Genomic DNA, 20,122 nt, shown 5'->3' on the forward strand with positions numbered 1-20,122 from the left:
CTTTCACCAAGGGCGCTGTCGAATCTACTTGCCGCTGAAGTTAAAAATCGCTACTCTCAAACAGGTATGACCAGATTAGTTAGAGAGGATAGCCATGCTAGAACAAGCATTAGAATTAGCGCATGGGCAAATACGAAATCGCCTGGTAATGGGCTCAATGCATACAGGTTTAGAAGAAGGGTGGCATAACCGTAAGCGCCTGGCGGCGTTTTATGAAGAGCGTGCTAAAGGTGGAGTTGGCCTGATTATTACCGGCGGCTATAGCCCCAATATTCGCGGTAAGCTCACCCCAATCTCATCGTCCTTTAATACTCTGTTCGATGTAATTAAGCATAAAAAGTACACTCAGGCGGTGCATAAACACGGCGGTAAAATCTGTTTGCAACTGCTCCATGCCGGGCGTTATGGCTATCATCCTTTTAATTGTGCCCCCAGTGCTATTAAGTCACCTATTACGCCTTATGCCCCTAAAGCCATGACCAAGGGCATGATCAAAAGTACCATTAAAGATTTTGCCAACAGCGCCCGTTTGGCACAGCAGGCAGGATACGATGGCGTTGAGATCATGGGCTCAGAGGGCTATCTGATCAATGAATTTATGGCGCCTCATACCAATAAACGCACTGACGAATATGGCGGCGATAATACAGGTCGTATGCGTTTTGCCAAGGAAATAGTCGAGGCGGTGCGCGCTCAGGTGAGCGATGAATTTATTATTGTTTTTCGTTTGTCGGTTATGGACCTTATTCCTAACGGTTCAACTGCCGAGGAAGTCACCGAGCAGGCCAAGGTATTGGCTGCGGCCGGTGTTGATATCTTTAATACAGGTATTGGTTGGCATGAGGCCAGGGTACCGACTATAGCTTCCATGGTACCACCTGGGGCCTTTCGAGAAGCCTCACAGCGTTTAAAAGCGGCTACCGAAAAACCTGTGATCGCTGTTAACCGTATTAACACCCCAGAGATAGCCAATGAGATCCTAAGAGCCGGTCAGGCAGATATGATCTCCATGGCCCGCCCTTTATTGGCAGATCCGGAGCTTTTCAATAAGTATGCGCAGCAGCGTAGCGAGCAGATTAACATCTGTATCGGCTGTAATCAGGGCTGTTTAGACCATGTGTTTAAAGGCCAGCGCGCCACCTGTTTGGTGAACCCTTTAGCGGCGTTTGAGCTAGATTTAGCCATTGAAAAGGCCCAAAAGAGTAAAAATGTGCTTGTCGTTGGTGCCGGTCCTGCGGGTCTGGCTGCCAGTATTTATTTGCGCCAGCGCGGCCATCAGGTCACCCTTATCGAGCGCTCAGACACTCTGGGCGGTCAGTTTAACCTGGCCATGCGTATTCCCGGGAAAGAAGACTTCCAGTTAGCGCTTAAATATTTCAGCGAAGAAGTTGTACGTCAGGGCGTGCAGCTACATATGAACACCGCCTATGACGCCTCAATGCAAAATGATTACGACGACATCGTCTTTGCCTGTGGTGTATCGCCTCGTAAAGCCAGTTTCAGCTGTGAAGATGGTAAAAGGGTTTATAGCTATGACGAGGTGATCCGTGGTGACGTAGAGCTGGGCTCTCGCATTGCTATTTTGGGTGCCGGCGGTATAGGCTTCGACATGGTGGCGTTTTTAACCGAAGAGCATCATCAGAGTATCGCCAACTTTAAGGCGCAATGGGGCATAGAGCAGCCGGTTGAGTTACACAAGAGTAATAAGAAACTTTATATGCTAAAACGCAGCAGCGGACGTTTCGGTGCCGGCTTAGGTAAAACTACCGGCTGGATCCATCGTCAGGTGGCCAAGATGCATGGCGTCGAGCAAATCGCCGATTGCCAATACGAGCGTTTTGATGCTCAGGGCCTGCATATCAGTGTAGCCGGTGAAGCCCGGGTGTTGGATGTAGATACAGTGATCGGCTGTATTGGCCAAACCTCCAACGACACCGAGCTTAAACAGGCCGAACAAGGGGCAGGGAAAGCCGAGGTGCACGTCATTGGCGGCGCAAAACTGGCGGCAGAAATTGATGCTAAGCGTGCCATTAAGGAAGCCCTTATGGTGGCACGCGAGATTTAATTTACTCGCTTACACTGCTTTTTATCAATGCCGCCTAGTTGCGGCATTTTTTATGTCTTAAATATTTTTTGTAATAAAAGCAGGGGAATGCGGGTCTTTGTGCTATATCATTAACACTTTATTAGCATAAAAGGTTTCACCATGCAGACACGCGTCGCCCCCACACCTAAGGATGAATCATTAGGGCCATTACAGGCATTTGATGGCTTAGCGCCCTTGTTAATGCGATTAATTTTGGCGCCGGTGATGATCATCGCCGGGTATACTAAATTGAATCTCGGCAACAGTGATTTGCCCTGGTCGCAACGCCTGCTGGCAGACCCGAATGTGGTGGCCTGGTTTGGCAACAGTGATTGGGGATTAGGTTTACCCTTTGCCGATGTGCTTGCCTTATTAGCCGGTTGGGCCGAATTTGCCGGAGGCTGGTTATTGCTTATCGGCTTGTTTACGCGTTTGGTGGCCATTCCCTTGATGATCACCATGGTGGTGGCGGCCACTATGGTGCATTGGGATAACGGCTGGTTTGCCATCACTCCTACGGATACACAAACCAGTCCGGCACAGGTCCTAGACTGGGCCGGTATAGAAGCGGCCAAGCAAAGCCTGGAGAATTCTGCGGCGGCTAAAATGCGTTTAGAAGTGATAAAAACGATTGTGGCTGAACACGGGCAACCCGGTTATGTCTATGAACGCGGTAATATTGTGATCCTCAATAATGGTATTGAGTTTGCTGCCATTTATTTTGTTATGTTGCTATCACTATTTTTTGTCGGCGGTGGTCGTTATGTAAGTTTGGATTATTATCTTGCGCCGCGACGCAGGCGCACATAATACCTGCTTAGGCGGCTTTTCCCTTATCAGCCTAGGGCGACTATGGTAGCCTTAGGCTCAAGTACTTAAGAGAAAGAATCCCCCATAATGAATGCAACCGAGCTGTTATTAAATCGCCAATCCGATAGCCAATTATCTTATCCTGGTCCATCACCACAGCAGATGGAGCTGATCCAACAAGCGGCACTGAGAGTGCCGGATCATGCCAATCTTGCTCCCTGGCAGTTTATTGTTTTAGAAGATGAACAGCGCGACGCACTTGGCAGCATTTTTGCCAAGGCTGCGGTAGCCGAAGACATGGGCGAGCGCGCCATAGAGCGTGCAGCCAGTTTAGTGGACAGGGCGCCCATGGTGATCGTCTGCATTATGAAATACACCCCACACGACAAGGTGCCAAGGGTGGAACAAATAGCCAGCGCGGCATGCGCGACCTTTGCTATGCAACAGGCGGCATTCGCTCAGGGTCTATCGGGTATTTGGCGAACCGGTGCTTTTGCCCAATCGCCCATGGTTAAGAGCGAACTGGGACTGAGCAGCGAGGACGAAATAATCGGCTATTTATATCTGGGCACGCCCACCTTAGATTGTCCGAAAAAGCGTCGTCATCAGGTGGCCGACTTCTTTTCTTACGGTATCTAATCTGACTTAAAACGGCGCATTTAATCGCCCGATTAGGGGCGTCGTCATCTTAGATTAATCTTTATTCATTTATACTGCTTTTTTTTGCTTAATTAATCACTTTGTGTGGTTTTTTAAACCGATATTTTTTGTTAGGCTAAGAATTGTACAAAATTGTAACTAACAAAAATAATAAGAAGATAAGAGTCAATGGGTAACTTATTCTTAAGAGAAAAAGAGCGTTGGGGATTGTGGTCATTTTGGGGAATAGTAGGCGCTATGCTGACCACTTATGTGGCCATGGCCACTAAGGCGCCCCTTTACATTACCCTTGCCGCCATGTGCGTGGTCATCTTGGTATCGAGCTGGATGCTCTACAGTAAACGCTATGACTTTCTACGCGCCCTCAAGGTCACCGCCTATGTATTGTTTGTTAGCGTGCTTCCGGCTTTAACCTTGCTGATCATACCTGCCACTAAACAGCAAAGAGGGGAGCTTATTATGCAAAGCGTGCTTTTTGCGCTGATCGCCCTCATTGGCTGTGTAGTGTGTGCACTTATAGCTAAGCGTCCAAAACAGTATTACTAGGGTGGGGCTCGCGACGTCGAGCCTAGCTTTACTTTCCGTTTATGAGACTTTAGTATGCGCGACATCAAAAGGGTCACAAAGCGATGATAAACCCCGCCTTTGCGCCCTTAAACTCAGAGACCGTCTAAATTGGCGGTTTTTTCGTAATAGCTTTGCGATTCTAAACTTGATGGAGTGTACAAAATGGCAGCACCAATGCGCATTTTCTTTTGGTTGGCACTAGCCTTCTTTTACGCCATGGGTCTGGATGTGGTTAATAAGTTACTTGTTGACGCACACCTGGGTATGCTCGCGCAGTTGGCAAGTTTCGCCGTCTTCAACGCCCTGGTTGCACACCTGATAGTTAAATATGAAACACAACTTTCCACCTTATGCGCACTATTAGTAGGTTGCTTGGGAGTGATCGGCTGTGGCGTTATTTTATGGCCTTGGTTTATTGATATGCCTTATTGGCTGTGGGCTTATTTAATCGTTTCCTTACTGGTCTTTACCTGGGCTTGGCCATTTGTGGCTAAGAAAATGGCCAATATATCGGCAAACAAATAGCGATCACCGCGGTTTTTAGGCCTAAGCCTGACGTTGCGCCTTGAGTATGTTACCCTGTGCGCGAATTTTATATTTTCAAAAAGATGGACGATTTTATGTCTGATAAATTTACTACTCATGCGGATAAAGCCAGCTATGGTATTGGTCTGCAAATGGGCGAGCAACTTAAAGCAAACCCTTTCGAAGGTCTTAACCTGAACTCTGTTTTCGAAGGCATGAAAGATGCTTACACAGGTGAGAGCTTCCAAGTTGAGATCCCTGAGATTCAAGCTGCATTCGAAAAAATTAACGCTGAAATTCAAGCCCGTCGTGAAGAAGAAGCGAAAGTACTTGCCGCTGAAGGCGAAGCTTTCCTTGCTGAAAACGCTAAGCGCGCTGAAGTAACGGTAACCGAGTCTGGTCTACAGTATGAAGTTATCGAAGCGGGCTCTGGTGAGAAGCCAACTGCTGAGTCTACTGTACGTACTCATTACCACGGTACCCTGGTAAACGGCACTGTATTCGACAGCTCATACGAGCGTGGTCAACCTGCTGAATTCCCAGTAGGTGGCGTAATTAAAGGTTGGACTGAAGCATTACAAATGATGCCTACTGGTTCAAAATGGCGTCTATACATCCCGCACGACCTTGCCTATGGTGAGCGCGGTGCCGGTGCAGCCATTGCTCCTTACTCAACACTTATTTTTGATATCGAACTACTTGATATTCTTTAATTTAAAGTGTGCTAAAAAAACCGCCTAAGGGCGGTTTTTTTATGTCTGTAAATAGCCCAACTTGCTATTTGCGCGATTCCCAGGCCTTTTTCACACCGCGGCACCATAAATAGTCGACTAAAATAAACCCTATCAGTGCAGCCAAGGCGCCACAGACGGCAGAGCCGAGTAAGAAGGCCGGGCCTATTGTCGTCAGGCTGTCACTAAGCCATTGCCAACTGGGTTCAAAGTAGAATTCCTGCTGTGGGTGACCGAGGATCCAAGTCCCCACCACATAGGAGCAGTAGAAAATCGGTGGCATGGTTAAGGGGTTAGTGATCCACACCAAAGCGATGGAGAGCGGCAAATTAACGCGCAGAGGAATGGCGACGGCCGCGGCTAAAATCATTTGAAAGGGAACTGGAATGAACGCGAAAAACAAGCCAACGGAAAAGGCGCCACGCGCCGAACGTCTATTTAGATGCCAGAGATTAGCATCGTGTAATAGCCGCCCAAAAATACGAAGTGATTTAAGCTGCTTGATCTTATTATGATCGGGTAAGAACCGTTGAATGGTTTTCTTCGCCATCGGATGGGGCCCTGTACATCTATTGCGCTGTGCAGTGGGTTTTCATTCGGCTGTATTCTGTCACTTTTCACCCCGTCACTGCCAGTACTTTTTACAATAATAGCCATATTGCTAGTTATTCGAACAGTAACTGGTTATTTTATCGGCCAGACCCGAGCCTGCCTGTTCGCTCTCCTTTATACCTTAGCCTATTTTCAGCTGTTTTATCATTGGCATGGACCCGAAATTAATAATAGCGTTAGGCACATAGAAGGACAGGTAGTGGCGCTCAGTAAATTACCAAGCAGCCAATTCGCCACGCTGAAATTGCTTCGCATTGATGAGTATAAAGTACCTTTTTATCAGCGGGTTATTATCAACGTACCGCTGCCAGCTGATATCAGCCTGCAACCTGGCGCGACCATCAAAGCACATACTCGGGTGCGGATTAAACAGTGGCGAGTTAATTTTTCCGTGCGCGATGCGCGCATATATGGCTTTTTGCATGGGCCGCATCTGCAGGCATCAAAACCGGCGACCTTGGATATTGGCGAGGCGCAAGCAACCTTTGCCCAGCATTACCGCCATTGGCTCGATAAAAATCTGGGTGATTATCACCTTTATGGCATATATAAGGCGTTACTGAGTGCCGATAGAAGCGCTATCCCTGAGCAGCACAAGCAACTTTTTCGTGATACCGGCACCATTCACTTGCTGGCTATATCCGGCTTGCATATAGCGCTGCTCTATGGCTTTTGTTTTTATGCAATTAAGCTGGCTCTTTGGGCACTCGGGCGCTGCTTTACGAGTGTTTTTCGCCAAGCCCAAAGTATCAATGGTCTTGTCGGGCTTTCGGCCTTATGCCTGTGTGCGCTATTTGTGCTGCTGTGCCAGCTGCCTATTAGTGCTCAGCGCGCCTGGCTGATGTTGGCGTTGTTTGTGGCCCTATATTTTAGTCGCTTACACTATCGACTCGGCCCTAGTTTATTACTGGCATTAACCCTGGTGCTGGTGATAAATCCTTTTGCTCTGTTGGATGTGGGCATGTGGTTTTCCTTCTCTGCGGTGGCGGTTATTTTTGTTGCCCTTAGACTTAGCGCCGGGCGTCATTGGTTGGTGCGCTACCTCTGGGTACAGATGAGTTTATGTGTGGGCTTGGCGCCACTGAGTTTATTGGTATTTGGCGGCTTTTCTTGGTCTGCAGCGCTATTTAATTTGTTGTTTGTGCCCTTGGTGAGCTTTATTTTGCTGCCGCTATTAATAATCAGTGCCCTGAGTGGTTTTGCGCCTTGGTTAATTGCAGGTTTAGAGCTCTTCGACACGTATGCCGGAGCTGGAATTGCTTACTTACAGCCTTTAAGCAGCCAATTTTGGCTGCCTGGTTCTCAATTCCCTGGTACTCAGTTACCTGTGGTTATTGTGCTGGCTTGTTATCTTGCTATTTTAGCCGTGTTGCTGCTTCGTACCTGGTGGCCTGCCGTATATACCCTGGTGCTGTTAAGTACTTTTACTTTGATTGAGCGTGTACGGGCACCGAGCTGGCAACTGGATGTGCTGGATGTCGGCCATGGTTTGAGCATAGTGCTCAGGCGCGGGGAGCATGCTCTGGTATACGACCTCGGCGCCAGCTATTTTGGGCAATATTCCATAGTCGATAATACCCTGTTGCCATTTATACAAAGCGAAAACCTAAGCCCTGAGCTGACCCTTATTTCTCACTGGGATAACGACCATGCTGGCGGCCTGAAGTTTTGGCGTAGTGCTGGTTATGGGAGCACCTTAGTTCGGTTTCATCCTGGTGGCATGCGGACCTGTAGTCAACAAGCCTTTAATTGGCATGGCCTTGCGTTAACGCCATTGTGGCCAAAGTACATAGGCAGTAATGATAATGCCAACTCTTGTGTATTACTTATTTCAGATGGTAAACATAGGGTGTTGTTAACTGGCGATATAGGTATAAAAGAAGAGGCGCAATTGGTGGCGTTAAACGCGCTGCCCAAGGTGGATGTCTTGGTCAGCCCCCATCATGGCAGCCGTACCTCTTCAAGCCTGGCCTTTGTAAACGCCCTAAAACCAATTGAGGTGATCCATTCAAGTAGCGCCCGTACAAATTGGCAAATGCCTCACCCCAAGGTACTGGCCAGATATCAAACGGTGGGGGCGAGGCAATGGCAAACTAAAACGCAAGGTGGAATTCGGGTTCAGTTTTATCGCGATAAAATACAGGTAGAGGCTGCAAAAGAGCAGAAAAACTATTGGTTTATCACCGATTAAGTTTTGTTTTTGGCCGCGCAAAGCTACAATAGCCGCTAATGCGTGAATTTGAGAGTCTTATGCAACATAGCGCCACCCACACCTATAAGCGCCTTTTAGGCTACGTTAAAAGTTATAAGTCTGCGGCCATTGTCGCCATTATCGGTATGCTTGGTTATTCCGCCATGGATGCCACCTTTGTGTGGTTGATGCAGCCTTTTATTGACGAAGGCCTTACCGAGGGCAATAGCACGGTACTAAGTTGGGCGCCCTATGTGGTGATAGCGCTGGTGATCGGCCGTGGCACCTTTAACTTTGTGTCCAGTTATTGCCTTGCCTATGTGGGCTCTCAGGTAGTGCGCTCGTTGCGCCAGGATTTGTTTGTACACATGCTCAACCTGCCGGTGAGCTTTCATGATAATCATTCTAACGGCGAGCTGATCTCGAAAATCACCTTTGATACCGAGCAGGTGCAACAGGCCATTACCAAGGCGCTTCTGGTACTGGTACGCGAAGGCGCTTATGTGGTTTTCCTACTAATGGTGATGTTTAACGCCAGTTGGAAGCTAAGCCTTATCTTTTTGGTGATCACCCCTATAGTGGCGGTAATTGTCGCTGTGGTGTCAAAACGCTTTCGTAAAATTTCCCGCAATATTCAAAATGCCATGGGTGATGTAACCCGTTGCTCAGAGCAGATGCTTGCCGGGCATAAGGTGATCCATGGTTTTAACGGCCAACAGCAAGAAACCGAACGCTTTGGCCGCGTTAATAACATCAACCGTTTGCAACGGGTTAAAATGGATGCCACCAAGGCACTGAGCGTGTCGGTTATTCAGATTCTGGCGGCATCATCCATGGCGGTGATCCTGGTGTTGATTTCCATGCCTGGAATGATTGACAGCATTACCTCGGGCACCTTTGTTACCCTTATCTCGTCCATGATGTTGATGCTTCGTCCCCTTAAACAGCTTTCCAACGTGAACAGCGAATTGCAGCGTGGTATTGCCGCGGCACAAAGTATTTTCGCCGTGCTCGATACCGAGATTGAAAAAGACAATGGTACCTTGGAGATAGCCAAGGCCAAGGGTCATATCGAAATTAAGGACTTGTCCTTTGCATATCCAAGCAGCCTAGATCCGGTTATCAAAAATCTTAATCTGGATCTTAAACCCGGTACCAATATTGCGCTGGTGGGGCGCTCGGGCTCGGGCAAATCGACTTTGTCGAGCCTGTTGCCACGTTTCTATGATGTTGAGCCAAGCTCCGCCATCACGCTCGATGGTATACCCCTGTGTGATTACAAGCTACGCAGCTTGCGTCAACAATTCGCCATAGTGTCTCAGCAGGTGGTGCTCTTTAATGACACCATAGCCAACAACATTATGTATGGTCTGGAAACGCCACTGAGTGATGAGGCGCTGATGGATGTGGCGAAAAAGGCCCATGTCTGGGAGTTTGTGAAGGACTTGCCGCAAGGGTTAAATACTCTGGTTGGAGAGGATGGAGTCATGCTCTCAGGTGGTCAGCGTCAACGTATCGCCATAGCCCGCGCCATAGTTAAAGATGCACCTATTCTTATTCTCGATGAGGCCACCTCGGCGCTCGATACCGAATCGGAAAAGCTGATTCAAAATGCCCTGGAATCGCTAATGCGCGATAAAACCGCCATTATAATTGCCCATCGTTTATCTACCATAGAGCAGGTTGATTGTATCTATGTGCTTGATAAGGGTCGTATAATAGAGCAGGGTACGCATCAAGAGTTACTGACTCAGGATGGCACCTATGCGGCGCTGGCCAAAATGCAGCAGGGCGAAAATTAATGGCAGGATTGGATCACCAATCGGCTAACCAGCCTCAAGGATTTGCTCAGCGTTTAGAGCTTGCCTGGTACCGCAAAGGCGACTGGCTGGCGCTAGTTATGCTGCCTTTGAGTGCCTTATTTTGGTTGCTAAGTGCGTTTAATCGCTTGTTATTTAGTCTTAAGATTAAAAAAGCCTATCGTGCACCGGTACCCGTGATCGTGGTCGGTAATATCAGTGTGGGCGGCAATGGTAAAACGCCCATGACCCTGTTTCTTGCCGAGCTGCTAAAAAAGCAGGGCAAGCGAGTGGGGATCATCTCTCGCGGCTATGGCGCCGAGCCTCCTTACACTCCCTTTATGGTCGACGGCCAGTGCGACACTAAAACAGGCGGCGACGAGCCCGTGCTATTGGCGCAGCGAACCGGGTGCCCAGTAGTGATTGGCGGTGACCGCCGCGCCAGCATTGAAAAAATGATGTCCGAACACCAAATCGATATCATTATCAGCGACGATGGTTTGCAACATTATGCTTTAGAGCGAGATATTGAACTATGCATAGTCGACGCCGAGCGTCGTTTTGGTAACGGCCTGCTGATGCCTGCCGGACCGCTGCGCGAAGGAAAGTGGCGATTAAAAACAGTCAACCTGGTTATTTTCAACGGTGACGCGGGGCCTCTTGATGCTGCATATCGGCTGCAACCAAGCGGTATGTTCAGTGTTGCCGATGACACTCCTATCGAGCCGCCTTTCGCATCGGGTGTGGCCGTCAGCGCCATAGGTAATCCGCAGCGCTTTGAGCGCAGTTTGACGCAGCTAGGTGTTGAGCTTACCGAGAAACGCCATTTTCGCGACCATCATCAATACCAAGCTGAGGATTTGCCCTCTCACAGTGCGGTCTATATGACCGAGAAGGACGCGGTAAAATGTCGCGCCTTTGCCCATGGGCAATGTTATTATTTACGCGTTGATGCCAAGGCCAATCAAGCCCTAGAGCAGCAACTGCACAGCCTACTTAAACGTAAAGGGGTCATTTAACATGGCGTTTGATACCAAGTTGTTAGAAATCATTGCTTGTCCGGTTACCAAGGGCAAGCTGCACTATGATAAAGAAAACCAGGAGCTGATCAGCACCGCCGCCAAGCTTGCCTATCCGGTACGAGACGATATTCCTGTGCTGCTTGAGAACGAAGCCAGGGAGTTGAGCAGCGAAGAGGTTGAGAAGTGGAATTCGTAGTTATAATTCCAGCTCGCTATGCTTCTACTCGGCTGCCGGCCAAGCCGCTTGCCGATATCTGCGGTAAGCCGATGATCCAACATGTTTATGAACGTGCTCAGGCATCGGGAGCCAGTGCCGTGTATATTGCCACCGATCACCCTGAGGTCGAGCAAGCCTGTTTGGCCTTTGGCGCCGAGGTGGTGATGACCCGTGAAGACCATCAATCCGGTACCGAGCGTCTGGCAGAGGTAGTTACCAAGCTGGGCTTGAGTGATGATACCCTGGTCGTTAACGTACAAGGCGATGAGCCGCTGTTGGCGCCAGAAAATGTGTCGCAAGTGGCGCGACTGCTTGATGGCAATGATGCGCCCATGGCAACCCTGTCAACGCCCATCATTGATGCTGAAGAAGCATTAAACCCTAATGCGGTTAAGGTGGTCAGCAACACCAGCAATAATGCCTTGTACTTCTCTCGTGCACCCATTCCATATCATCGCGATGCCTTGCTGGCGCAGCAATGTGCGCTGGACTTCAGCCATATGCAACGTCACATTGGTATTTATGCGTACCGCGCCGGTTTTATTTCTAAGTACATTGAATTGACGCCGTCGCCCATGGAAAAGCTGGAATCTTTAGAGCAGCTTAGGGTCTTGTATCATGGCTACACCATTAAAATTGCCGAGGCCGAAGTAGTGCCGGCGGCGGGTGTCGATACGCCTGATGACTTAGCGCGTGTGATTGCGACCTTACAATGAGCCCATTGCAACTGCTTGCCCAAGAGCGCGACTTTATTGTCGTGATCAAGCCTGCGGGGATGAATTTTCACACAGAAGATGACACCCCGGGCTTGGTTGCTTTGGCCGCTGAGCAATTTGGGCTGCAGCTATTTCCTGTGCATCGCCTCGATAAGGTGACCTCCGGCCTGGTAATACTGCCCACAAGCTCAGAGGCAGCAGCACGTTTTACAACGCTTTTTACCGACCGACGAGTGAATAAATTCTACCTGGCCCTGGCCAGTGATAAGCCCAAGAAAAAGCAGGGCTGGATCAAGGGTGATATGGTCAAGGCGCGACGCGGTGCCTTTAAGCTATTAAAAAGTCAGGAAAACCCGGCTATTACTCGGTTTTATTCCTACTCATTGGCACCTAAGGTGCGAGGCTTTGTGCTTAAACCTTACAGTGGTAAAACCCATCAACTCAGGGTGGCGATGAAATCGCTTTCGGCGCCCATTATTGGCGATAAGCTCTATGGCGGGCAGGCATCGGATCGCACCTATTTGCATGCTTATGCCTTACAATTTGAATATCAACAACAGAATTTTCAGTTCTCTGTGCCACCGAGCGAGGGTGAATTGAGCGAGTATTTGAGCGCACTTACCCGTGAATTCGCCGAGCAGCCGTGGCAATTAGAATGGTAGATACATGACGCAAGATTACGAACTCAGGTATGGTGGCATTGGCCGCCTTTATGGTCAGCAGCAATTACAATGGTTAAGTGAAGCGCATTTTTGCGTGATTGGCATAGGTGGCGTTGGCAGTTGGGTGGCTGAAGCCTTAGCGCGCACCGGTGTGGGCAAATTGACCCTTATCGACTTGGACGATATTTGTGTGACCAATACCAACCGGCAAATACACGCCCATCGCAACAGTGTGGGTGAGGCTAAGGTCGATGCCATGAAGGCCCGTTGCGAGCTGATCAATCCAGACATCCAAGTCAATGTTATCGATGACTTTATCACCCTGGATAATTACCGCGAGCATATTCAAGGTTTTGATTATGTGATTGATGCCATAGACGCGGTAAAAGAAAAGGCGGCGCTAATAGCCCATTGTAAGCGCAATAAGATGCCCATTATTACCACGGGTGGCGCCGGCGGACAGACAGATCCAAGCGAGATAAAATTTGGTGATGTGGCAAAAACCACACATGACCCTTTATTGGCTAAAGTGCGCTATATCCTGCGTAAACAATACAACTTCAGCTCCAACCCAAAACGCAAATTCGATGTGGATTGTATCTATTCAACGGAGCAGCTGGTTTACCCCGATGGTCACGGCCAGGTATGTAAGGCCAAGCAAGGAGCGGACTCAAGCATGAATATGGACTGTGCGACCGGCTTTGGCTCGGCAACCATGGTGACAGGCACCTTCGGCTTTTTTGCCGCTGCGAAAGCGGTGCGCAAATACCTTGATAAGCGCGCCCGCCTGCAGAAGCCGTAGCTAAAAGGTCGAGTAGCTAAAAGGCCGAGTAACTAAAGGTGCTGCTCAGCGAAGGCGTTAATTTGCTGCACGATAGCGCGTATGCCATTGCCTCTTGATGGGCTTAGGTGTTTTAGTAAGCCTAGCTCATCAAATTCCTTTTCCGCATCAATGGCAACAACCTGAGCCGGGGTCTTGTTACGGTACATAAGCAAGATCACCGCCAGCAACCCCTTAACGATACGGGTGTCTGAGTCGGCAATGATCAGCAGCTGATCTTCTTGCGGAGTGAAATCGATATACATCCATACATTGCTTTCGCAGCCGGCGACTTTAGCTTCATCCACCTTGAGTTCATTGGCCATTAAGGGCAGGGCCTTACCCAGTAACATCAACTCGCGATAACGTTGTTGCCAGCTACCCAAAGCGATAAACTGTTGTTTTAATTCATTGAAATTCTCAACCATCAGGCCATCATCTCCAAGGTATTGGTAAGTGCCATAATAAAGGCGTCGATATCCGCCTTGTTATTATAAAATGCCAGGCTTACCCGCACCGTGCCGTTAACTCCGAGCGCCGACATAAGTGGTTGCGCACAATGATGGCCGTGGCGCAGGGCAATACCTTCCATATCCATCAAGGTCGCTAAATCATAAGGGTGCTCACCGCCGACTACAAAACTTATGGTGCCTATGTTGTTATCCATATCGCCAAGGATACGCACCTCAGAGAATTGCCCCAATTGCTCACGTAAATAGGTAAACAGCTGCACCTCATGCTCTCGTAGCTGCGCTGTCTCAAGGCCATTGAGGTAGTCGATGGCGGCACTAAAACCCAGTACACCGGCGATATTTGGTGTGCCGGTTTCAAACTTGCTTGGCGGCGGGTTAAATTGCGTTTGTTCTATGCTTACCTTGGTCACCATCTCGCCCCCAGTTTGAAAGACATCCAGAGCTTCCAAGCACTGATAACGGCCATAAAGGGCACCAAGGCCGGTGGGGCCTAGACATTTATGGGCGGAAAACACAAAGAAGTCACAGTCCAGGGCTTTTACGTCCGGGCGCAAGTGCAGCAGGGATTGGGCGCCATCGACCAAGGTGAAGGCGTTATGTGCTTTAGCCGCTTTGATAAGTGTTTGCACAGGTTGAATATTACCGAGGGCATTGGAGGCATGACTGATAGCCAAGACTTTGGGTTTTAACTCTTCAATTAGCGCCAGAGCCTGCTCGGTATCTATTATCCCATTGCTGTCCACGGGAATAGCACGCAAGGTCGCACCGCTGCGTTTGGCTAATTGCTGCCAGGGCACTATGTTAGCGTGGTGTTCAAGCTCGCTTATTAAGATGACATCATTTTCGCTGATTAGATGAGTCAGGCCATAGGCCACAAGGTTGATGGCCTCGGTTGCCCCCTTGGTCCAAACCAGCTCTTTGGCCTGGCAATTGATAAACTTTGCAGCCTTTTCGCGCGCCTCTTCGTAGCTTTTTGTAGCAAGTTGACTCAGCCTATGGGCGCCGCGATGTACATTTGCGTTGCCATTTTCATAAAATTCACAGATTGCATCTATCACGCACTGGGGTTTTTGACTGGTGGCGGCAGAATCGAGATAGACAACTCCCTGCTGTTGATGGTGAATAAGAGCGGGGAAGTCGCCACGAATGGCATCGATATCAAACATATTGGCTTTGAATAAGAAGGCGGCGCTAAAACAATGGCCGATATTGTAGAGAGTTACATACAAATGGCAAATAAAAAGGCCAGCATAAAGCTGGCCTATATTAAGAATCACCTTGGATTATGAGCGCTCTGCCGGGCTCACATAATCACGCTTGGTCGCGCCTTTATAAAGCTGACGTGGGCGGCTGATCTTGTGACCAGGCTGAGAAAGCATTTCATCCCAGTGTGAGATCCAACCTACGGTACGGGCCATAGCAAAGATCACTGTGAACATGCTGGTAGGAATACCGATTGCCTTAAGAATGATACCTGAGTAGAAGTCTACGTTCGGGTATAGCTTCTTCTCAACGAAGTATGGGTCTTCCAGAGCGATTTGCTCTAGGCGCATAGCTACGTCTAGTAGTGGATCTTCGATGTTAAGTTCTTTCAGTACTTCGTGACAGGTTTCACGCATTACCGTAGCGCGTGGGTCGAAGTTCTTGTAAACACGGTGACCGAAGCCCATTAGACGGAACGGGTCGTTCTTATCTTTGGCTTTAGCAACGTATTCGTCGATACGGTCAACCGAACCGATTTCTTGCAGCATGGTCAAGCAGGCTTCGTTAGCACCGCCGTGAGCAGGGCCCCACAGTGATGCGATACCGGCTGCGATACATGCATAAGGGTTAGCGCCTGAAGAGCCAGCGATACGTACTGTCGACGTTGACGCGTTTTGCTCATGGTCGGCGTGAAGCATAAAGATACGGTCCATAGCTTTCGCTAGCACTGGGCTTACCTTGTATTCTTCCGAAGGCACAGAGAACATCATGTGTAGGAAGTTTTCTGCGTAGCTCAAGTCGTTACGTGGGTAAACGAAAGGCTGACCAATGGTGTATTTGTAAGCCATGGCTGCGATTGTTGGCAGCTTGGCGACTAGGCGAATGGCGCTGCGTTTACGCTGGATCGGGTCGGCAATGTCCAGGTCCTGGTGATAGAAAGAAGACATAGCACCAACTACACCACACAGCATGGCCATTGGGTGTGCATCAACACGGAAACCCTGGAAGAAGGCCGCAACCTTCTCATGGACCATGGTGCTTAATGTGATTGAGTTTGAGAATTTTTCAAGTTGCTCTGCTGTTGGCAGTTCGCCGTTTAACAGTAGGTAGCATAGCTCGGTGTAGTTTGAGTTTTCGGCTAGTTGGTCGATAGGGTAGCCGCGGTGTAGTAGTACACCCTTGGCGCCATCGATGTAGGTGATAGATGAGTCACAAGAGCCAGTCGACATAAAGCCTGGGTCGTAAGTGAAGTAACCGTGAGAGCCCAAGGTACGAACGTCGATAACGTCTTGACCCGCTGTGCCTTCATAAATTGGAAGCTCGATAGGGTCGTGTCCATCAATATGAACTGTGGCTTTCTTATCTGCCATCTATTTATCTCCTAATAAGAATAACAAGCTGCTGCTGTTATGCGTGATACTAATGTTAAGCAAATTGCGCTCATTCTAACGTACAAGAGGGGTAGAAAGTCAATTTTAATGCATCTAGGTATAATAAATATTCCTCACAGATTAAATATTATACCAATGGCTAATTCGCAAACCTGCGAGACTAAACAAGAATTGTAATATCCTCTACAGACTTATATACTGTCTGAGGTTCAATACCGTAACGTCTTTGAGTAAACCGATTATGACAAATCAGTGGAAATTCGCTTTAAAGTCGAACACCTAAAGTGAATTTTTCGCATGTCTACGGTTTATTTCTGTGAGCGCATTTATGCAGTGATGCATAAATGGTTATAAAAACAATGTAGATGGCTCTATTTTTCAATGTGAGCAAGATGGGCAAGTAACTGTGAAAAAGCAAAGACCTGTAAATCTCGATCTAACGACCATCTCTATGCCAGCAACGGCCAAAGCATCAATTCTTCACCGCGTCACCGGTGTAGCAATGTTCTTTGCCTTGACCTTTGTGATTTGGGCATGGGCTGAGTCTCTATCTTCTCCGGAAGGATTTGAATTTGTCAAAAGCCTGTTAACCGGGTTTGTTGCCAAATTTATCGCCTGGGGTACCCTCACCGTTCTTTCGTATCACTTCATCGCAGGTGTACGCCACTTAGTCCAAGATTTGGGCCCGTGGAAAGAATTAGACTCAGGTAACGCGACGGCTAAAGCAGCCCTAGTGTTATGGGTAATTGTTGCTGTTTTAGCGGGAGTTTGGCTATGGTCTTAAATCAAGCATCTCTTAAGCGCAATGGCGTTCAGGATTTCGTATCTCTTCGTGCTACAGCGCTAGTTATCAGTGCTTACGCACTATTTATTATTGGTTATCTGCTTTGCACTCCAGCACTAACCTATGAAGCATGGTCAGGCCTATTCGGCAACCTAGCGATGAAAGTGTTCACCTTGGTGGCACTAATTTGCATCATGGTGCATACACGCATCGGCCTATGGCAGGTATTAACTGACTACGTAAAGAACGCTCAACTACGCGCGTTTCTTGGCTTCGTACTAAACCTTATGGCTCTTGCTTACGTAGTGATCGGCCTATTCGTACTATGGGGTGTTTAAGTGAAATATTCAGTTCGCGAATTTGATGCGGTAGTAATTGGTGCCGGCGGCGCGGGTATGCGTGCAGCACTAGCTATCACCGAATCGGGCAAGTCTTGTGCTCTTATTTCTAAAGTTTTCCCAACTCGTTCACACACAGTTTCTGCGCAAGGTGGTATCACAGTTGCGCTAGGTAACTCGCACGAGGATAACTGGGAATGGCACATGTACGATACCGTTAAAGGATCTGATTACATCGGTGACCAAGACGCTATCGAATACATGTGTAAAACTGGCCCGGAAGCTATTACCGAGCTTGAGAACATGGGTCTACCATTCTCACGTTTTGAAAATGGCCGTGTATATCAACGCCCTTTCGGCGGTCAGTCTAAGAATTTTGGTGGTGAGCAAGCGGCTCGTACAGCGGCTGCTGCCGACCGTACAGGTCACGCACTGCTACACTGCCTATACCAACAGAACGTTAAAAACAAAACCAACGTTTATTCTGAGTGGTATGCGCTTGATCTAGTTAAAAACGACGACGGCGCCGTTGTTGGTTGTACTGCAATCGACATCGAAACCGGTGAAGTTGTTTACTTCAAATCGAAAGCCGTGGTTCTTGCAACCGGTGGTGCAGGTCGTATCTTCGCCTCTACTACAAACGCGCACATCAACACAGGTGACGGTGTTGGTATGGCAACACGTGCCGGCGTTGCGATGCAAGACATGGAAATGTGGCAGTTCCACCCAACCGGTATCGCCGGCGCGGGTGTACTAGTTACTGAAGGTTGTCGTGGTGAAGGTGGTTACCTTCTAAACAAAGACGGCGAGCGTTTCATGGAGCGTTATGCGCCAAACGCCAAAGACCTTGCTTCTCGTGACGTTGTTGCTCGTTCAATGATGACTGAGATCCGTGAAGGTCGTGGTTGTGAAGGTCCTTGGGGTCCTCACATCAAGCTGAAGTTAGACCACCTGGGTGAAGAAACCCTTAACCTACGTCTTCCTGGCGTATGTGACCTGGCGAAAACATTCGCTCACGTTGACCCTGCAAAAGAGCCAATTCCAGTAATCCCAACCTGTCACTACATGATGGGTGGTGTGCCTACAAACGTTAACGGTCAGGTTCTGAACGTAGACGGTCAAGGTAATGAGACACTGGTTGAAGGTCTATTCGCGGTAGGTGAGATTGCGTGTGTATCTGTACACGGTGCTAACCGTCTAGGTGGTAACTCACTACTTGACCTTGTGGTATTCGGCCGTGCCGCAGGTAACTTCCTAGGTACTTACCTGAATGATTACCAAGCGCAGCGTGATGCTTCAACTGACAACATTGATGGTGCTCTTGCGCGCTTCAATCGTTGGGAAACATCTAAGCCTGGTCAAGGTGAAGACCCAGTTCAAATTAAGAAAGATCTACAGCAGTGTATGCAGCTTAACTTCTCGGTATTCCGTGAAGGTGATGCCATGGCAACGGGTCTTAAAGAACTTAAAGAAATCCGTGAGCGTCTACAGTTCGCCCGTCTTGATGATAAATCAAGCGACTTCAATACCCAGCGTATTGAGTGTCTAGAACTAGACAACCTTATGGAAACCGCGTACTCAACGGCAGTTGCAGCTAACTTCCGTACCGAGAGTCGTGGTGCACACTCACGCTTCGACTTCCCAGAGCGTGATGATGACAACTGGCTATGTCACAGTATCTACAACCCTGAGACTGAGCAGATGTCAAAACGTGACGTTAACTACGCGCCTAAATTGCGTGAAGCGTTCCCACCTAAAGCTCGTACTTACTAGGAGAGATGACGATGGCAACTTTAGAATTATCTGTTTATCGTTACAATCCAGATGTGGATAACGCACCGCGCATGCAGGAATACACCCTAGAGGTGGAAGAAGGCCGCGATATGATGGTGCTTGATGCCTTGATTCTGTTAAAAGAACAAGACCCAAGCCTGGCATTCCGTCGTTCTTGCCGCGAAGGTGTATGTGGTTCTGACGGTGTTAACATGAACGGCAAAAACGGCCTTGCATGTATCACGCCTATTTCTGCGTTGCAGAAAAACGGCAAGGGTAAGGTAGTTATTCGTCCACTTCCAGGTCTACCTGTAGTGCGCGACCTCGTTATTGATATGACTCAGTTCTATACCCAATACGAGAAAGTGAAGCCGTACCTGATCAACGACACACCGGCAGCAGGCGAGCGCCTTCAGTCAATTGAAGAGCGTGATAAGCTTGATGGCCTATACGAGTGTATCTTGTGTGCCTGTTGTTCTACTTCTTGTCCGAGTTTCTGGTGGAACCCAGACAAATTTATTGGCCCTGCGGGCTTGCTACACGCATACCGCTTCCTAGCGGACAGCCGTGATACGGCAACCGAAGAACGCTTGGCCGATTTGGACGACGCATTTAGCGTATTCCGTTGTCACAATATCATGAACTGTGTCAACGTGTGCCCGAAAGGCTTGAATCCGACTAAAGCGATTGGTCAAATCAAATCAATGCTTCTTAATCGTTCTGTTTAAGGGCATAATAACGC

21 protein-coding genes are annotated in these 20,122 nt (G+C 48.6%); 17 read left to right on the forward strand and 4 right to left on the reverse strand.

Going from position 1 to position 20,122, the window contains the following annotated elements; translation table 11 throughout:
• Positions 1 to 94 precede the first annotated feature (94 nt).
• The 6 genes from C2M24_RS14610 (at position 95) to C2M24_RS14635 (ending at position 5,361) form a co-directional block, all read left to right on the forward strand.
• Positions 95 to 2,065 (forward strand): NADPH-dependent 2,4-dienoyl-CoA reductase, encoded by a 1,971-nt coding sequence (locus tag C2M24_RS14610; RefSeq protein WP_105215843.1) that lies wholly within the window; start codon positions 95 to 97, stop codon positions 2,063 to 2,065.
• Between the two features lie 141 nt (positions 2,066 to 2,206).
• Complete coding sequence (locus C2M24_RS14615; RefSeq protein WP_105215845.1) at positions 2,207 to 2,896, forward strand: HvfX family Cu-binding RiPP maturation protein; 690 nt, start codon at positions 2,207 to 2,209, stop codon at positions 2,894 to 2,896.
• Between the two features lie 87 nt (positions 2,897 to 2,983).
• The gene (locus tag C2M24_RS14620; protein WP_105215848.1) at positions 2,984 to 3,535 is read left to right on the forward strand and encodes an NAD(P)H nitroreductase; all 552 of its coding nucleotides are present in this window, start codon (positions 2,984 to 2,986) and stop codon (positions 3,533 to 3,535) included.
• A gap of 189 nt (positions 3,536 to 3,724) precedes the next feature.
• On the forward strand, positions 3,725 to 4,102 hold the full coding sequence (locus tag C2M24_RS14625; RefSeq protein ID WP_105199059.1) for a hypothetical protein: 378 nt from the start codon (positions 3,725 to 3,727) through the stop codon (positions 4,100 to 4,102).
• A gap of 183 nt (positions 4,103 to 4,285) precedes the next feature.
• On the forward strand, positions 4,286 to 4,648 hold the full coding sequence (locus C2M24_RS14630) for a hypothetical protein (RefSeq protein WP_105199058.1): 363 nt from the start codon (positions 4,286 to 4,288) through the stop codon (positions 4,646 to 4,648).
• Positions 4,649 to 4,743: 95 nt separating this feature from the next.
• Positions 4,744 to 5,361, forward strand: a complete 618-nt coding sequence (locus C2M24_RS14635; protein ID WP_105216157.1) for an FKBP-type peptidyl-prolyl cis-trans isomerase — start codon at positions 4,744 to 4,746, stop codon at positions 5,359 to 5,361.
• Between the two features lie 64 nt (positions 5,362 to 5,425).
• Here the strand turns inward: C2M24_RS14635 and C2M24_RS14640 are convergent, their stop codons facing one another.
• Positions 5,426 to 5,929 (reverse strand): DUF2062 domain-containing protein, encoded by a 504-nt coding sequence (locus tag C2M24_RS14640; RefSeq protein WP_105199057.1) that lies wholly within the window; start codon positions 5,927 to 5,929, stop codon positions 5,426 to 5,428.
• Between the two features lie 261 nt (positions 5,930 to 6,190).
• On the opposite strand from C2M24_RS14640, the gene C2M24_RS14645 reads away from it, so the two are divergent.
• The 7 genes from C2M24_RS14645 to tcdA are packed head-to-tail and all read left to right on the forward strand — an operon-like array spanning position 6,191 to position 13,400.
• Positions 6,191 to 8,182 carry a DNA internalization-related competence protein ComEC/Rec2 gene (locus tag C2M24_RS14645; protein WP_158683786.1) on the forward strand — a complete coding sequence of 664 codons (1,992 nt, stop codon included), beginning with the start codon at positions 6,191 to 6,193 and terminating at the stop codon, positions 8,180 to 8,182.
• 59 nt (positions 8,183 to 8,241) lie between these two features.
• Positions 8,242 to 9,984: a lipid A export permease/ATP-binding protein MsbA gene (gene msbA, locus C2M24_RS14650; protein ID WP_105199105.1), complete on the forward strand. Its 1,743-nt coding sequence runs from the start codon at positions 8,242 to 8,244 to the stop codon at positions 9,982 to 9,984.
• Complete coding sequence (gene lpxK / locus C2M24_RS14655; protein WP_105215852.1) at positions 9,984 to 11,000, forward strand: tetraacyldisaccharide 4'-kinase; 1,017 nt, start codon at positions 9,984 to 9,986, stop codon at positions 10,998 to 11,000. The genes msbA and lpxK overlap by 1 nt, the downstream gene beginning before the upstream one ends.
• A gap of 1 nt (position 11,001) precedes the next feature.
• Entirely contained in the window at positions 11,002 to 11,199 is a 198-nt protein-coding gene (locus tag C2M24_RS14660; RefSeq protein ID WP_105199054.1) for a Trm112 family protein, read from the forward strand.
• A complete protein-coding gene (gene kdsB, locus C2M24_RS14665) occupies positions 11,187 to 11,936 on the forward strand; it encodes a 3-deoxy-manno-octulosonate cytidylyltransferase (protein ID WP_105199053.1) in 750 nt (249 codons plus the stop codon). Before C2M24_RS14660 ends, kdsB begins: the two co-directional genes overlap by 13 nt.
• The gene (locus C2M24_RS14670) at positions 11,933 to 12,598 is read left to right on the forward strand and encodes a TIGR01621 family pseudouridine synthase (protein ID WP_105215854.1); all 666 of its coding nucleotides are present in this window, start codon (positions 11,933 to 11,935) and stop codon (positions 12,596 to 12,598) included. Before kdsB ends, C2M24_RS14670 begins: the two co-directional genes overlap by 4 nt.
• Before the next feature lie 4 nt (positions 12,599 to 12,602).
• The gene (tcdA, locus tag C2M24_RS14675; RefSeq protein ID WP_105215856.1) at positions 12,603 to 13,400 is read left to right on the forward strand and encodes a tRNA cyclic N6-threonylcarbamoyladenosine(37) synthase TcdA; all 798 of its coding nucleotides are present in this window, start codon (positions 12,603 to 12,605) and stop codon (positions 13,398 to 13,400) included.
• A 32-nt stretch (positions 13,401 to 13,432) separates the two neighbouring features.
• On the opposite strand, the gene C2M24_RS14680 is transcribed toward tcdA, so the two are convergent.
• From C2M24_RS14680 to C2M24_RS14690, 3 genes are all read right to left on the reverse strand, one after another.
• Positions 13,433 to 13,846 (reverse strand): SufE family protein, encoded by a 414-nt coding sequence (locus C2M24_RS14680; RefSeq protein ID WP_105199050.1) that lies wholly within the window; start codon positions 13,844 to 13,846, stop codon positions 13,433 to 13,435.
• Entirely contained in the window at positions 13,846 to 15,057 is a 1,212-nt protein-coding gene (locus tag C2M24_RS14685) for a cysteine desulfurase (RefSeq protein ID WP_105216159.1), read from the reverse strand. Before C2M24_RS14685 ends, C2M24_RS14680 begins: the two co-directional genes overlap by 1 nt.
• Before the next feature lie 117 nt (positions 15,058 to 15,174).
• Positions 15,175 to 16,464 (reverse strand): citrate synthase, encoded by a 1,290-nt coding sequence (locus C2M24_RS14690; RefSeq protein ID WP_105215867.1) that lies wholly within the window; start codon positions 16,462 to 16,464, stop codon positions 15,175 to 15,177.
• Between the two features lie 427 nt (positions 16,465 to 16,891).
• On the opposite strand from C2M24_RS14690, the gene sdhC reads away from it, so the two are divergent.
• The 4 genes from sdhC to C2M24_RS14710 are packed head-to-tail and all read left to right on the forward strand — an operon-like array spanning position 16,892 to position 20,108.
• On the forward strand, positions 16,892 to 17,269 hold the full coding sequence (gene sdhC / locus C2M24_RS14695; protein WP_105199045.1) for a succinate dehydrogenase, cytochrome b556 subunit: 378 nt from the start codon (positions 16,892 to 16,894) through the stop codon (positions 17,267 to 17,269).
• Positions 17,260 to 17,607 carry a succinate dehydrogenase, hydrophobic membrane anchor protein gene (sdhD, locus tag C2M24_RS14700; protein ID WP_105199044.1) on the forward strand — a complete coding sequence of 116 codons (348 nt, stop codon included), beginning with the start codon at positions 17,260 to 17,262 and terminating at the stop codon, positions 17,605 to 17,607. Before sdhC ends, sdhD begins: the two co-directional genes overlap by 10 nt.
• Complete coding sequence (gene sdhA / locus C2M24_RS14705; protein WP_105199043.1) at positions 17,608 to 19,380, forward strand: succinate dehydrogenase flavoprotein subunit; 1,773 nt, start codon at positions 17,608 to 17,610, stop codon at positions 19,378 to 19,380.
• Between the two features lie 11 nt (positions 19,381 to 19,391).
• The gene (locus C2M24_RS14710; protein ID WP_105215869.1) at positions 19,392 to 20,108 is read left to right on the forward strand and encodes a succinate dehydrogenase iron-sulfur subunit; all 717 of its coding nucleotides are present in this window, start codon (positions 19,392 to 19,394) and stop codon (positions 20,106 to 20,108) included.
• The last annotated feature ends 14 nt before the right edge of the window (positions 20,109 to 20,122 follow it).

The organism is Pseudoalteromonas sp. T1lg22, assembly GCF_002964645.1.
Lineage (GTDB): Bacteria > Pseudomonadota > Gammaproteobacteria > Enterobacterales > Alteromonadaceae > Pseudoalteromonas.

Coding starts and splice junctions, on each gene's coding strand:
- C2M24_RS14610 (WP_105215843.1), top strand. CDS start 95: ATGCTAGAACAAGCATTAGAATTAGCGCATGGGCAAATACGAAATCGC.
- C2M24_RS14615 (WP_105215845.1), top strand. CDS start 2,207: ATGCAGACACGCGTCGCCCCCACACCTAAGGATGAATCATTAGGGCCA.
- C2M24_RS14620 (WP_105215848.1), top strand. CDS start 2,984: ATGAATGCAACCGAGCTGTTATTAAATCGCCAATCCGATAGCCAATTA.
- C2M24_RS14625 (WP_105199059.1), top strand. CDS start 3,725: ATGGGTAACTTATTCTTAAGAGAAAAAGAGCGTTGGGGATTGTGGTCA.
- C2M24_RS14630 (WP_105199058.1), top strand. CDS start 4,286: ATGGCAGCACCAATGCGCATTTTCTTTTGGTTGGCACTAGCCTTCTTT.
- C2M24_RS14635 (WP_105216157.1), top strand. CDS start 4,744: ATGTCTGATAAATTTACTACTCATGCGGATAAAGCCAGCTATGGTATT.
- C2M24_RS14640 (WP_105199057.1), bottom strand. CDS start 5,929: ATGGCGAAGAAAACCATTCAACGGTTCTTACCCGATCATAATAAGATC.
- msbA (WP_105199105.1), top strand. CDS start 8,242: ATGCAACATAGCGCCACCCACACCTATAAGCGCCTTTTAGGCTACGTT.
- lpxK (WP_105215852.1), top strand. CDS start 9,984: ATGGCAGGATTGGATCACCAATCGGCTAACCAGCCTCAAGGATTTGCT.
- C2M24_RS14660 (WP_105199054.1), top strand. CDS start 11,002: ATGGCGTTTGATACCAAGTTGTTAGAAATCATTGCTTGTCCGGTTACC.
- C2M24_RS14670 (WP_105215854.1), top strand. CDS start 11,933: ATGAGCCCATTGCAACTGCTTGCCCAAGAGCGCGACTTTATTGTCGTG.
- tcdA (WP_105215856.1), top strand. CDS start 12,603: ATGACGCAAGATTACGAACTCAGGTATGGTGGCATTGGCCGCCTTTAT.
- C2M24_RS14680 (WP_105199050.1), bottom strand. CDS start 13,846: ATGGTTGAGAATTTCAATGAATTAAAACAACAGTTTATCGCTTTGGGT.
- C2M24_RS14685 (WP_105216159.1), bottom strand. CDS start 15,057: ATGTTTGATATCGATGCCATTCGTGGCGACTTCCCCGCTCTTATTCAC.
- C2M24_RS14690 (WP_105215867.1), bottom strand. CDS start 16,464: ATGGCAGATAAGAAAGCCACAGTTCATATTGATGGACACGACCCTATC.
- sdhD (WP_105199044.1), top strand. CDS start 17,260: ATGGTCTTAAATCAAGCATCTCTTAAGCGCAATGGCGTTCAGGATTTC.
- C2M24_RS14710 (WP_105215869.1), top strand. CDS start 19,392: ATGGCAACTTTAGAATTATCTGTTTATCGTTACAATCCAGATGTGGAT.